Source organism: Shewanella sp. BC20 (assembly GCF_003129585.1).
GTDB classification, from domain to species: Bacteria; Pseudomonadota; Gammaproteobacteria; order Enterobacterales; family Shewanellaceae; genus Shewanella; species Shewanella seohaensis.
Window position 1 is genome coordinate 116,987 of the sequence record NZ_NHRI01000001.1, and the last position, 14,243, is coordinate 131,229.

Sequence of the window (14,243 nt, forward strand, 5' to 3'; positions counted from 1 at the left end):
CAGGCTCACCTGCGGGTCGTTAGCTTACGCAAGCTTAGGCTTGGCTGCGTTTTTCGGCGATATAACGGTCCACTAATTTTTCTAGAATATCTAAGGGAACGGCACCATTTTTCAGCACTACATCGTGAAAATCCCGTAAATCGAATTTATCACCTAGGGCTTGTTTGGCTTTTTCCCGCAGCTCGAGAATTTTCATCATGCCCACCTTATAGGCCGTCGCTTGGCCGGGCATAACGATATAACGCTCGATTTCTGCAGTCACGTCGCGGTCGGACATACCAGTGTTTTGTTTCATATAGTCAATGGCTTGCTCACGGGTCCAGCGGCTATGGTGAATTCCCGTATCGACAACCAGACGCACGGCCCGAAACAGCTCCGCCTGTAAGCGACCGATATTGTCGAAGGGATCTTGCTGAAAACCGAGTTCCCAGGCCAAACGTTCAGAATAGAGTGCCCAACCTTCGATATAGGCCGTAAAAGGCGCCATCTTGCGGATCAGCGGTTGTCCTTCCAATTCCATCGCCACCGCGATTTGGAAGTGATGCCCAGGGATGCCCTCATGGTAAGCCAAGGTGCGCATACCGTATTTAGGCGTCGCTTTGATATCGAACAGGTTGGCGTAGAAACGTCCCGGACGACTACCGTCAATCGCCGGCTGCTGATAATAAGCGCCCGGTGCAGTTTTCTCTTTAAATTCAGGAATGCGCACCACTTCCATTCCCGCTTTCGGGCGAATACGGAAGGCATTGTCTAAGCCAGCATTCACTTCATCGAGGATTTTTTGGTAATCCACTAAGATCTGCGCTCGGCCCGCATCTGAGTCTTCATAATAGAATTTTGGATCGGCGGCCAGCGCTTCGATTGCCACCGAAAATCCTTGGCTGGTGTCGTATCCCTGCGCGGCCAAAATCGTCATGATTTCGTCCTGAATACGGCTCACCTCAGCTAATCCCTTGGCATGGATTTCATCGGCGCTGTAATTTGTGGTGGTAAAAAACTTCAGCAACTGCTCGTAGGCCACATCACCATTCGGCAAGGCCCAGTAGCCATCGTCCGTGCCCGCTTTGGCTTGTAATGCCGTGAAGTAATCGATAAAGAGTCGATATGCCGGTTTAACATCAGACTCGATATTGGCTTTTGCCTGCGCGAGCAAACGCGCCTGTTCATCGGCACTGATTTGCGTGTCAGCGAGCTTAGTCTTAAAGGAGCTATAGAGAATATTGTCTTCGACGGGCGCGTTGATGAAGTCATTCATCTCGGTTAGCACCCGCTCAATCACAAACTTAGGCGGAATAATACCCTTAGCCTCTCGAAGCTTTAATCCTTCTAAGGTTTGGCCAAATTTAGTCTTAACCGCAATTAAGCGTGATAGATAGTTTTCAGCATCTTCAACCGAGTGAACTTGGTGCTGCGCCTGCATAAAGCTTGGATAACCATTTTGCACACCAAACAGCTGATTTACAGGGTAATTGTGGTAACGGTAGGGTTCAGAGGCCAAAGCAAAATCCGCCAGATACAGTGCAATGTCCTTCGAAATGCGCTGATTATCATCCAGATCGGTATCTTGGTAGCTGAGTAAGGTATCCCTTAAGGCACGGACTTGGGCAAAGGTTTTATCCATGGCCGCAGGGCTATCATCGTCGAGCAAGGCATTGTGGCCAGTGATGCCAACGGATTCTAAAAATCCCAATGAGGTTAAGGTCTCTGGGCTTTCGAATGCCATTTTGACCATGCTTCTATCTAAAAATGCACGGAAGAAAAAAGGCTTTTTCGCAAACCATTCATGGGCGGCGAGCGCCCCGAGCAACAGCACTATGGCGAGTGTGCCAAGTCCAATTCGTTTTAATACCGTTTTCAATATTCACGCTCCACTGGTCGTTATTATCAACATCAATGGGACAACATCCCGAACGAAACAATACCACCACCAGAAATTAACAACAATTTAATAAAGTAACGAAAGATGACAACGAACCCATTCTCCGCGAGAAGATTAAAAGCGATTTTATTGCCACACTGAGTCTGGTTAATAAATTATTTTCATTTAGGACTTATGGATGCCGAAAACTGCTATCCCCATGAATACGTAAAGTAAAAATATTTATTTTTTTCAATAACTTTTCATAAAAACTCAATATGAAAGCCCTTATTAAAAATAAAGCTATACAAAACGTCAGCGTATGTTATTCTGCGTTCTGGCCTGTGAGTCAGACCTATTTATAAGCAATATTATGTTTTTGAAAACCTTCGCTGTATCCTGCAATTTGTTTGCTGTCATGAAGCTTTCCACTCATAACTTATCATCGATGTAAATAATTCTATTTCTGGCTAAAGTCCCGCATTGTTGCGAATTATTTTTGATAAAAATTTGGAGACATTCATGTCTAAAACTACTGGTATAGTAAAATGGTTTAACGAAGACAAAGGTTTTGGTTTTATTTCCCCTGATAACGGTGGCGCTGACGCATTCGTTCACTTCCGCGCAATCGTATCTGAAGGCTTTAAAACTTTAGCCGAAGGCCAGAAGGTTTCTTACGAAGTCGAACAAGGCCAGAAAGGTCCTCAAGCTGCGAACGTTGTTGTTCTGTAATTAAACTCCCGTAAGGGATTAATTAACAACAAGTTTACAGACAAAAAATGCCGACTTAGTGTCGGCATTTTTATTGGTGTCTTTTGGGGATTCTCGTTTTTTTACCTAGTCGTAAACTCTACTAGGGCGTGTTGACGTTTCGAGATTAAATTTTGTTCGTTCTGGCAAGCACGTGCTCGCGAAACGAGGAATGATGTGTAGTTATTCTACTCAAATGACGAGTGACAAAGAGCAAGGGCTTGCCAGACGAACCCTTCGGGCAGCATTTGGCTGGCTTTTTTGCTGCGTTATCGTCCGTTTATGTAGAATAACTACACTGCACGGACTTTGCCTTGCATAAAAGCCAGCCACATTGCTGCAAAAATAACCCTGAAACGTCAACACGCCCTAGCCATGTAATAATTTCGCTTCCGCTTTTTCTAATCTTCTAGGTTTACCCACAATCAGCAAAATATCACCAGCGCGAAAGACCCAATCCTGCTCAGGATGTTCAACTTCGGCGCCGCTGCGGCGGATGGCTCTTAACTCTACCCGAAGCAATTCCCAATCGATATCGGCAACTTGCTTACCCACGGCATCCGCGCCGCGGTGTAACAACACGGCGTGCAGCGACTCTAAGGTAAAGTCCGTTTCGGTACCCGAAAAGAAACCGTGTAAAAACTGATAATGATTGCGCCGCTCCGACTCCAGTCGCTTGAGGATCCGCGCCAGCGGCACACCACATTGATGCAGCACCTGCGAGACCAACATCAAACTGCCCTCGAGGGATTCGGGGATCACCTGATTCGCCCCCGCCTTTTGCAGCATATCTAATTCACTGTCATCGCGGGTTCTGACCAGTATTTTGGCGTCGGGCGCCAACTGCTTACACAGGGGTAAGGCTTCTTCTAAACTGCGGGTCTCACAGAAGGTGATCACGATCATTTTGGCGTGTTTAATCCCCACCTGCTTAAGGATCGCCCGCTTACACACATCGCCAAAATAAATCGGCTCCCCCGCGCGGCGCGCCTCGGACACCCGCGTGGGGTCAAGATCGAGCACTAAATAGGGCACGGCTTCTGTCTTTAAAAACCGGGCTATGGTTTGGCCAACCCTGCCGTAACCTAAAATCAGCACCAGATCGTGATCGTCGGTAATAATCGGCACCACTTCATCCACATGCCCAGACTGGCGGATCCCCAATAGCCACTTGGCAATATCCACGCTATGGCGCACCAACCAAGGGGCAATACTCATAGACAATACCGCGACCATCACCAACATAGTGCTGGTCTCGTTACTCAATAGCCCATAACTTACCGCAAGGGCTAACACTACAAAACTGAATTCACCGACCTGCGCCAGACTCAAGGCCGTGCTGATGGCAATCCGAAAAGGCTCTCCAACCAGTCGCAATAAGCCATGGATAATCAGTGCCTTGCCAACGACTACCGCCAGCAGAATAAGTAAAATCTGCCACCAAAATTGAATAACGAGCGCGAAATCGAGCATCATGCCAATGGAGATAAAAAACAGCCCCATGAGTAAATCGCGAAACGGCCGAATATCCGCCTCAAGCTGGCGGCGGTACTGACTCTCGCCAAGTAGCATTCCCGCCATAAAGGCCCCTAGCGCCATAGATAAGCCTAACCACTGGGTAAAAGCCCCCGTGACTAAGGCCACCACCAGCGTCGAGAGTACAAAGAGTTCATTGGAGCGGGATCTTGCCACCTCATCAAACAGTCGAGGTAAGGCCCATTTGCCTAAGGCCATCAGCAAGAAGAAAGCAAGAATCCCCTTCAGCAGCGCCAAGGCGATTGCCGCTAACATCAATGGCTCATCATTCTGCCCAAGCAATGGCAGCAAAATAAGCAGAGGAACGACGGCTAAATCCTGAAATAACAACACACTGACCGACAGCTCACCATGGCGGCGCCTTAGCCAGCCCTGCTCGTTAAGCAGCTTGAGTACAATCGCGGTGGAAGAAAGTGCAATCGCCGCGCCGATGACGAGGGATTCTACGCCATTCAAGCCACAGGCTAAGGCAATCAGCATAGTCAACACTGTGGTCACCACCACCTGCGCGCTACCTAATCCAAATACGGTTCTGCGCATGGCCCACAGCCGAGGGACCGAAAACTCGAGTCCCAGTGTAAACATCAAGAGCACGACCCCAAGCTCGGCGACGGACTGCATTTGCTGCTGGGTAAACCAATGGAACCCACTGGGCCCACTCACCACACCGGTTAATAAATACGCCAAAATGGCTGGTAAACCGATACGCCGCAGCAAGGCAATCGCGACGATCGCAATCACTAGCATCAGCAGTATCTGGATTAAGAAACCATGCTCCATAGGCGAGATAACTCCTGTCAAATAACTGGCGTGTCAAAAATATGGGAGTGCGCTTTAAGCTTAACTGAGTGACATACAAAGACAAATTTTATTAGCAAACAACACGGCACACATATTGCTTAACCAAGGTAACAGTTTTTATCGCCATTTCATTTGCTGGGGTAATCATAATGGACTTTGGCTTAGCGACAACCTTATATCCTGATGAATATAACTATCAAACAGAGGCATACAGTCCAGCATCTACGCCACTGGATTTAGTGCAAGTGATCCAGCAGCTGCACGCGAGCTTAGATCCGCGGACAGTCTTTGCCTGCTACGGCAAAGTGCTAGGACAACATCTGCCCGTCCAAGGTGTTCGCCTGCAAGCCGAACAACAAAAATTAAGTTGGGGCAAACGTTATGGGATCAGTCTTAAACGACAGATCATCTGTGGCGGCACCCCACTGACACTGCAGTATCAACTGTTGACGCCGCTCACGCCTTCGCAAACCATAATCCTGCAAGAGATTGAGCCCTTGCTGCTGCAACCATTATTAAATGCCATGCAGTATCAAGAGATGTCGATGCAGGCGATGTTCGATTCCCTCACCGGCCTTGGCAATCGTCATTATTACACTCAAAGTTTAAAAAATGCGGTAGCCAGAGCCCACAGAAAGCAGGGCGCTGTGTCACTTATCGTATTGGATTTGGATAATTTTAAGCAGCTTAACGATAGATATGGTCACAAATGCGGTGATTATATTTTGAAGGAGTTTGGAGACATTATCCGCAGTAGTATCCGCAGTACCGATCAGGCCTTCCGTATTGGGGGCGACGAGTTTGTGGTGATAGTGCAAGGTAATATTCATGCGGCGGGCTTACTGTGCGAACGTATCGTCACTGCGACCAATGCCCATGCGAGTTTCCATCAATTTGGCGTGAGTAGTAGTCTCGGGGCGGCTGAGGCGAGCGACACCATGGAAGCTGAACAACTCTATGAGCAAGCGGATAAAACCTTATATCAAGCCAAAGCTTCGGGCCGTAATTGCTACAAGTTAAGTCCAGCCCAACTGTCCTAATCGAGCATGGATGCTGCTCACTGGCGATAAAGCCTGGTAAATAGACTTTGCTATCCGATTGCCTGCCCATCAAACTTAAGCCCGACATCATCCCCTTGGGCACAAAATGCCTTTTCGACCCAGAGTCCCAGCGCCATCACTAAACGCTCGTTATAGAACAAGAACCCCACCTCAGCACGTAACCATGGCGGCACTGCGCATTCTTGCCAGAGTTTTTTAAGGTCGCGCCCTTTATCGCGAAAATGCGGCTGACAGCGAAATTGTCCCGGCAGCTGATAGCGCAGGCTCACCACCTCATCCGCATTGGGTAATCGCAGCCGAGGCCCCATGGTCGCTAAGGTAAATGGCGCAATGTTATCTTCAACCATTGTTGATGCTTGAGTCAGTAAAGCCAGAATATCTTGATGCAGCTCGCGCGCAGTGATTCGCGGCGCGGTGGATGCAATGCTTAGCGAATCCAGATAAAGCATGCCGGCGAAGCGGCGCAGCACACAGTCACCAATCTGGAGCTGCACTTTGGCATCCTCTTTTGCCCCCATTAACTGCTGCAGAATTTGCTGTAGCTGCACATAGGAAGGCAATGCAAAGCCTTGGGATTCGATAAAGCCCCGCAGCAGTAATCCTTGCCATTCGCTAGTTTGCGTAGAGAGCCCATCAAGCTTAAGCACGGTTTGCAGGGTAAAGGGCGCCTCGGTTAACAGCTTAGGTAAACGCTCACTCACCTCGGCGTCCACTATGGCCTGCTGCTCGGCGCAAAGCTGGGCGCTGCGGCTTGCGGTGGTGGCGATACTGGGCCAACGTGCTTTTAGGCGCGGGATAATCTCGAGGCGTAAAAAGTTACGATCGTATTTATCGTCTTGATTACTTTCATCTTCGATATGCACTAACTGCTGCGTTTGGGCAAAAGCTTCAATCTGCTCACGGCTAATATCGAGTAAGGGACGCGCTTGCAGGCAAGCCCCCTTCTCGCCGAGTGAGAGCATTTGGATTTGCCCCATGGCGGCTAATCCTTTGGGGCCCTGACCGCGTTTGAGGGCGAGTAGAATCGTCTCGAGTTGGTCATCTTCATGGTGGGCGGTCAGCAGCACATCCTGAGGCTTAAGGTGCTGCAATATCGCCTGATAACGCATTTTTCGCGCCTCGGCTTCAACACTCACTCTCGGCCCTAGGGTCAGTTGCACCCGCTCGACCGTGATTGGCAAACCATAGTTGGCGGCGCGAGTTTGGCAGTGCTCAGCCCAAGCATCGGCATTAGGACTCAAGCCATGGTGCACATAAATCAGTTGATAATGTAACTCGGGATGATGTTTGGCGAATTCACTCAAACCGTAGGCGAGCACTTCGGAATCGATGCCGCCGCTGTAAGCGAGGACTAACTTGCTCCCCGCTTGCAGAGGTAAGCTCGCTAAAAAACGCGCTATATGGGCACTCAGTTCCACTGCCGCCATTGCAATCACCCTATAAAATCCATCACTCGCAGATGCTAATTATCCCCTGCCAACCCCAAGTCTTTGTCAGCTTATCAATTATGGGAACAAAATCCGCACCTTATTTGGCCCAAGCAGGCTCTCAAGGGCAAACACCAATTCATCGCTGGGGTTCACTCGCCAATGTTCCGCCAACCTAAATTGGCCCTTGGCCTGCGCTTGACTGTAGTTAATCACCACGGGTACGGCACCATTGCGCCACGGGCTTATCGATTGCTCGATACTTTCGAGCACGCTAGGCGTTAGCTGCGAAGCGTCTAGATCGATTTCTAAGGCGCTGGCAAAGTGGCTACGTGCCTCGCTGATATCGATAATGTTGCGCGCCGTCATACGGTTGCCACCGGCAAAATCATCGAAGCTGACTTCGCCTTCGCAGATCAGGATCCTGTCCTTCTCGAGCAGATGGTTAAACTTCTCAAAGGCTTCGGTAAAGAGCATCACCTCGAGGCGCGCACTCTTGTCATCTAGCGTCAGCAGGCCCATTTTTGAACCACGCTTAGTGAGCATCACCCGGGTTGCAACCACAAGGCCTGCCGCCTTCACGGTTTTGCCGCGATCGGTTGGATGCACGTCCTTTAAGCGCCCAGAAGTGTAATGCTTAAGCTCTTTAAGATATTGATTAATCGGGTGACCGGTTAAATATAGGCCTAAGGTCTCGCGCTCCCCTTCGAGCCAAATTTTATCGGGCCACGGGGTGCATTCGACAAACTGCTGCTTGCTGTCCTCAGGATCGCTATTGAGCAGACCAAACATATCATGCTGGCCGATGGCCTCGGCCTTAGCATGCTGATCGGCGGCGCTAATCGCCTCGGGCAAGGTGGCCATCATAGAAGCGCGGTGCGGCCCAAGCGCATCTAAGGCGCCAGCGCAGATAAGCTTTTCAATCACCCGCTTGTTAAGTTTTTTAAGATCGATACGGGCGCAAAAGTCGAATAAATCTTTAAAGGGGCCGTCCTTACGCGCCTCAAGAATCGACTCAACCGGCCCCTCACCCACACCTTTGATGGCGCCGATGCCGTAAACGATGCGTAGATCATCATCGACGGTAAACTTAAACAGACCTTTGTTCACATCCGGCGGGATAATGGTCAGTCCCATGCGCTCACATTCATCCACTAGAGTGACGATTTTGTCTGTGTTGTCCATATCGGCGGACATTACCGCCGCCATAAACTGCGACGGGAAGTGAGTCTTGAGCCACAGCGTTTGATAGGACACGAGCGCATACGCAGCGGAGTGGGATTTGTTAAAGCCATAGCCCGCAAACTTTTCCACTAAGTCGAAGATTTTCATCGCCAACTCGCCATCGACGCCGTTCTTAATCGCCCCTTCTTTAAAGGTACCGCGCTGTTTAGCCATCTCCTCAGGCTTTTTCTTACCCATAGCGCGGCGCAGCATGTCCGCGCCACCTAAGGTATAACCCGATAGCACCTGCGCAATCTGCATTACCTGCTCTTGGTACAAAATAATGCCGTAGGTGGGCGACAACAGCTCCTTCAAGGATTCATGCTGATATTGAGAATCAGGGTAAGACACCTCTTCACGACCATGCTTACGCTCGATAAAGTTATCCACCATGCCCGATTGCAGAGGCCCCGGGCGGAACAGTGCCACGAGTGCGATCATATCTTCGAAACAGTCGGGTTGCAGACGCTTAATCAAATCCTTCATACCACGGGATTCGAGCTGGAATACCGCAGTGGTTTCATAGCGTTGCAGCAAGCGGAACGAAGCGGGGTCGTCTAGCGGAATCGCCTCAATCCGCACTGGTGGACGCCCGTTTTTAACCTCCACCTTGTTGATCATCTCCAGCGCCCAGTCGACGATGGTGAGGGTTCTTAACCCTAAGAAGTCGAATTTGACTAAGCCGGCGGTTTCCACGTCGTTCTTATCGAACTGGGTGACCGGGTTTTTACCTTCGGCGTCGCAGTAAAGCGGCGAGAAGTCGGTGATCTTGGTGGGCGCAATCACCACGCCCCCAGCGTGCTTACCGGCGTTACGGGTCACCCCCTCGAGTTTACGACACATGTCGATAAGATCTTTCACATCCTCATCGGCATCGTAGGACTCCTGCAGCGCAGGTTCCACCTCAAAGGCCTTGGCGAGTGTCATGCCAGGCTCTGGAGGAATAAGCTTAGAAATGCGGTCCACAAAGCCATAGGGATGGCCGAGCACACGGCCCACGTCGCGGATAACCGCCTTAGCCGCCATGGTACCGAAGGTAATGATCTGCGATACCGCCTCACGGCCATAGAGTTCGGCCACGTGGTCAATCACCTCATCGCGTCTATCCATACAGAAGTCGACGTCGAAGTCGGGCATAGATACCCGTTCTGGGTTGAGGAATCGCTCGAACAGCAGGTCGAATTCGAGGGGGTCTAAGTCGGTAATCTTAAGGGCATAGGCCACAAGCGAGCCCGCGCCCGAGCCACGGCCAGGCCCCACAGGAATGCCGTTATCCTTACCCCACTGGATAAACTCCATTACGATAAGGAAGTAACCGGGGAAGCCCATCTGGTTGATAACCTTAAGCTCCACATCGAGACGCTCGTCATATTCACCGCGGCGCTCGGCGCGCACTTGTGGATCGGGGAATAAGAACTCTAAACGCTCTTCGAGCCCCTTCTTAGAGCAATCAACCAGAAAATCCTCAATCGACATATCGCCTGTAGGAAAGTTCGGTAAGAAGTATTCGTATAAGCGAATGGTAACGTTGCAACGCTTGGCAATTTCAACGGTATTTTCGAGCGCGGCAGGAATGTCAGCAAACAGCTCGCACATTTCCTCTTCACTGCGAAGGTACTGCTGCTCGCTGTATTTTTTAGGACGGCGAGGATCGGCGAGTGTAAAACCATCGTGGATCGCAACGCGGATCTCATGGGATTCAAAGTCTTCTGGTTTTAAAAACACCACCTGATTGGTGGCGACGACGGGAATGCCCTTTTCCTGCGCCAGTCCTACCGCCATGTGCAGGTAACGCTCTTCATCGGGGCGCCCCGTGCGCAACAATTCGAGGTAATAGCGCCCTTCAAAATGCTGTTGATAAAACTCGCATAAGGACTCAACTTGGGTATTGTTGCCCTTAAGTAGTGCCTTACCTACGTCTCCTTCCCGACCGCCAGATAGCAGTAAAATGCCTTCGTTGTAGGTGACAAGCCATTCTTGGTCAATCACCACACGCCCTTGAACATGGCCACGTAAATAGGCTTGGCTGATGATTTGGGTCAGATTTTGATAGCCATCATTATTCATCGCAATAATGGTTAAGGCACAAAACTCGCCATCAAAACCCGGCACTTGCATCCAAAAGTCCGCGCCGATAACCGGCTTGATCCCCGCCCCATGGCAGCCACCATAAAACTTGACCAGACCACAGAGGTTGTTTTGATCCGTTAAGGCCACTGCAGCCATGCCCTTCGCCTCAACTTGGGCGAGGATGGGTTTGACCTTAGCCACACCATCGGACATAGAGAAGTCACTGTGGACACGAAGATGCACAAAACGAGGATCGGACATAATTAGAATTATCTTTGAATAGCAGGTTAACAATCACTAAAAAAGCAGACTAACAAAGTCACAGCCCTTGGGCTAGTGACTTCGCTCTCAAGCTGAAGTGAAAACACCCAATCGGTGTTATCGCTCCAGTAATGCCTTGACGGGTTTGAAACTTTTACGATATTGGTCGAACACGCCGTGCTCGGCGATGGCGTCAAAATGCGCCTTAGTCGGATAGCCCTTATGCTTAGCAAATCCATACTGGGGATAAGCGGCATCGAGGGCATCCATCTCCCGATCGCGGGTGACTTTGGCAATAATCGACGCCGCACTGATACTCGCAATCAGGCCATCACCTTTGACTATGCTATGACTGTTCAGAGACAGCCCTTGGTGCGTAAACGCCGGACTGCGATTACCATCGACTAAAACTAACTCGGGCGCACGAGCAAGCCCTGCAACCGCGCGCTGCATCGCCAGCATAGTGGCATGCAGGATATTCAGCTCATCGATTTCCGAAGGTGTTGCCCGCCCCACATGATAGCTTAAGGCTTTTTCACAAATCTCATCGAACAAGGCCTCGCGGCGCTTCTCGGTGAGCTTTTTAGAATCGTTTAAGCCAGCAATGGGGCGATTGGGATCGAGGATCACCGCAGCGGTGACGACATCGCCAACCAGTGGGCCACGGCCGACTTCATCCACGCCCGCCACTAAACCTGTTGAGAAGATGGCCATATCGGCGTCGGTTAACGTCTTAAATACCGCCATTAGTTCACATCCTTAGCATCGACCAGTGCTAACACCGCCTCAGCCGCTTTTTGACTGGCATCGCAGCGCAGCATTTGGTGCAAACGCTCAAACTCGGCTTTGATTGGTGCAAAATCGCGGTTCAGCTCAATACCAACCGCTTCGGCAATCTTCTCCGGCGTGCAATCGTGCTGGATAAGCTCTGGCACCACATCTCGCCCCGCTAATAAATTCGGCAAAGAGAAACGACTCACTTGCATCATGGTTTTCGCTATCTGATAGGTCAGCGAACTCACGCGATAGGCGACGACCATAGGACGTTTGATCAGCATGGCCTCAAGCGTTGCCGTGCCCGACGCCAGTAAAATACCATCGGCAGCGGCCATCACCTCACGGGACTTACCTTCTACCATGTGGATTTCCAGATCCGGCGCATGCGCTGTTAACGCTTGCTCAAACTGCTCACGGCGCTTTTGATTCACTAAAGGCGTCACAAAGCGAATATCGGGAAATTGCTGCTTGATAAGTAGCGCTGCCTTCACGAAGGGCTCGGCTAATTGCTTTAATTCGCCGCCACGTGAGCCGGGTAAAATCGCGAGGTATTCGGCCTCAGGATCGAGTTCAAGCAACTGACGGGCGCTCGCCTTATCACTCTCTAACGGAATATCGTCAGCCAAGGTATGGCCGACAAAGGTACAAGGCACCTGATGCTTATCGTAAAAAGCTTTCTCAAAGGGCAATAATGACAGCACCATATTGGTGGCCTTAGCGATTTTAAAAATACGCTTGGGGCGCCATGCCCATACCGAAGGGCTCACGTAGTGAACAGTTTTAATCCCCTGCGCCTTTAACTTAAGCTCAAGACCGATATTAAAATCCGGTGCATCGATACCGATAAAACAATCGGGTTTAAGTTCGGTGATGGACTTAATCAGGGATGAGCGCACATGGAGTAAGCGTGGCAAGCGTGATAGCACTTCGACTATCCCCATCACGGCTAACTCTTCCATTGCGAACAGGGATTCGAAGCCTAGGGCTTCCATACGAGGTCCACCAATACCGACAAAACGGGCGTTGGGGTGTGTTTTTTGCAGTGCGGCCATTAAACCTGCACCTAAAATATCGCCGGAGAGTTCTCCGGCGACCATTGCAAACACTAATTGAGATTTTTTGCTCATAAACCAATCATATCTGACAAGTGAATGGCACCGCAGCGCATCTCTGCCATGGCATTGTCTAAAGCAGAATATTACGAGCAGTGCCTATGAATGGCATAGTGTAGAGTCTAGGACTCTTAACGAATAATGCCGCGACCCGATGATTTAACAAACTCAATGAACGACTTAACTTGCTCATCGTTCTGCGCATCTTCGGCAAGCGCTTCAATCGCTTCATCAACAGTTAAACTGCTGCGATATAAGGTTTTATAGGCTCGGCGCACCGCTAATTGGCTCTCCTTAGAGAAACCACGGCGTTTCATACCTTCGCTGTTTAAGCCACGAGGAATGGCAGGTTGTCCCGCCGCCATCACAAAGGGTGGCACATCCTGTAGCAATAACGAGCAACCGGCGGTAAAGGCGTGGGCACCGATATGCACAAACTGGTGAACGCCAGTCATACCTCCGAGAATCGCCCAGTCCCCCACATGCACATGGCCTGCGATAGACGCATTGTTGGCCATAATCACGTTATTACCGACCACACAGTCATGGGCGATATGTACGTAGTTCATAAACAGGTTGTTAGAGCCGATACGAGTTTCGCTATTATCTTGAACCGTACCACGGTGAATGGTCACATGCTCACGGATAATGTTGTTATCGCCAATAATGAGTCGAGTTGGCTCGCCTGCGTATTTCTTATCTTGGCATTCTTCACCCACGGAGGCGAATTGGAAAATACGGTTGCCTTTACCGATAATGGTTGGGCCCTTCACCACTACGTGGGAGCTTAACCAACAATCGTCGCCAATCTCGACACCCGCGCCCACATAACTCCATGGGCCTATGGTGACGTTTTTACCAATTTTTGCATCGGGATGCACAAACGCTAATGTATCTATCACTGATTAATCTCTCTGCGGGCACACATGATTTCAGCGGAACAAACCACTTCACCATCCACTTTGGCCTCACCATAGAAAACGCCAATCCCGCGGCGCTCTTTAATCATTTTGACTTCAAAATGGATTTGATCGCCAGGCTCAACCACACGTCTAAAACGCGCGTTATCGATACCAGCAAAATAGTACAACACACCAGGAGGCGGTACATCGTCACTCATGGTCTTAAACGCGAGCAGACCAGTGGCCTGTGCCATGGCTTCTAAAATCAGCACGCCGGGCATCACAGGCTGAACAGGGAAATGTCCCTGGAAAAAGGGTTCATTAATCGTCACGTTTTTAATCGCATGGAGACTCTCACCTGGGGTGTAATCTAAAACGCGATCGATTAATAAAAATGGATATCTATGGGGTAGATACTTAAGGATCTCCGTAATATCCATAGTGTTCATTTGATTAGACACGAA

General features: G+C 50.1%; 10 protein-coding genes. 2 read left to right on the forward strand and 8 right to left on the reverse strand.

The features are described from left to right. Nucleotides 1-34: 34 nt before the first annotated feature. Nucleotides 35-1,858, reverse strand: coding sequence for a DUF885 family protein (locus CBX96_RS00530; RefSeq protein ID WP_109285343.1), 1,824 nt, complete (start codon nt 1,856-1,858; stop codon nt 35-37). A gap of 522 nt (nt 1,859-2,380) precedes the next feature. Here CBX96_RS00530 and CBX96_RS00535 point away from each other — a divergent pair. After that, entirely contained in the window at nt 2,381-2,590 is a 210-nt protein-coding gene (locus CBX96_RS00535) for a cold-shock protein (RefSeq protein WP_011623374.1), read from the forward strand. Between the two features lie 387 nt (nt 2,591-2,977). Here CBX96_RS00535 and CBX96_RS00545 read toward each other — a convergent pair whose 3' ends face one another. Next, nucleotides 2,978-4,924: a monovalent cation:proton antiporter family protein gene (locus CBX96_RS00545; protein WP_109285344.1), complete on the reverse strand. Its 1,947-nt coding sequence runs from the start codon at nt 4,922-4,924 to the stop codon at nt 2,978-2,980. 170 nt (nt 4,925-5,094) lie between these two features. Between CBX96_RS00545 and CBX96_RS00550 the strand changes: the two genes are divergently transcribed. Continuing rightward, on the forward strand, nt 5,095-5,985 hold the full coding sequence (locus CBX96_RS00550; protein WP_109285345.1) for a GGDEF domain-containing protein: 891 nt from the start codon (nt 5,095-5,097) through the stop codon (nt 5,983-5,985). A 50-nt stretch (nt 5,986-6,035) separates the two neighbouring features. On the opposite strand, the gene tilS is transcribed toward CBX96_RS00550, so the two are convergent. The 6 genes from tilS to fabZ form a co-directional block, all read right to left on the reverse strand. Continuing rightward, nucleotides 6,036-7,433 (reverse strand): tRNA lysidine(34) synthetase TilS, encoded by a 1,398-nt coding sequence (gene tilS / locus CBX96_RS00555; RefSeq protein ID WP_109285346.1) that lies wholly within the window; start codon nt 7,431-7,433, stop codon nt 6,036-6,038. A gap of 78 nt (nt 7,434-7,511) precedes the next feature. Continuing rightward, nucleotides 7,512-10,988, reverse strand: coding sequence for a DNA polymerase III subunit alpha (gene dnaE, locus CBX96_RS00560; RefSeq protein WP_109285347.1), 3,477 nt, complete (start codon nt 10,986-10,988; stop codon nt 7,512-7,514). 117 nt (nt 10,989-11,105) lie between these two features. Then, nucleotides 11,106-11,735, reverse strand: a complete 630-nt coding sequence (gene rnhB, locus CBX96_RS00565; protein WP_109285348.1) for a ribonuclease HII — start codon at nt 11,733-11,735, stop codon at nt 11,106-11,108. Continuing rightward, nucleotides 11,735-12,892: a lipid-A-disaccharide synthase gene (lpxB, locus tag CBX96_RS00570; protein WP_109285349.1), complete on the reverse strand. Its 1,158-nt coding sequence runs from the start codon at nt 12,890-12,892 to the stop codon at nt 11,735-11,737. Before lpxB ends, rnhB begins: the two co-directional genes overlap by 1 nt. A 116-nt stretch (nt 12,893-13,008) precedes the next feature. Continuing rightward, nucleotides 13,009-13,779, reverse strand: a complete 771-nt coding sequence (lpxA, locus tag CBX96_RS00575; RefSeq protein ID WP_011623381.1) for an acyl-ACP--UDP-N-acetylglucosamine O-acyltransferase — start codon at nt 13,777-13,779, stop codon at nt 13,009-13,011. Then, a complete protein-coding gene (gene fabZ, locus CBX96_RS00580; protein ID WP_041412686.1) occupies nt 13,776-14,240 on the reverse strand; it encodes a 3-hydroxyacyl-ACP dehydratase FabZ in 465 nt (154 codons plus the stop codon). The genes lpxA and fabZ overlap by 4 nt, the downstream gene beginning before the upstream one ends. Nucleotides 14,241-14,243 lie beyond the last annotated feature (3 nt).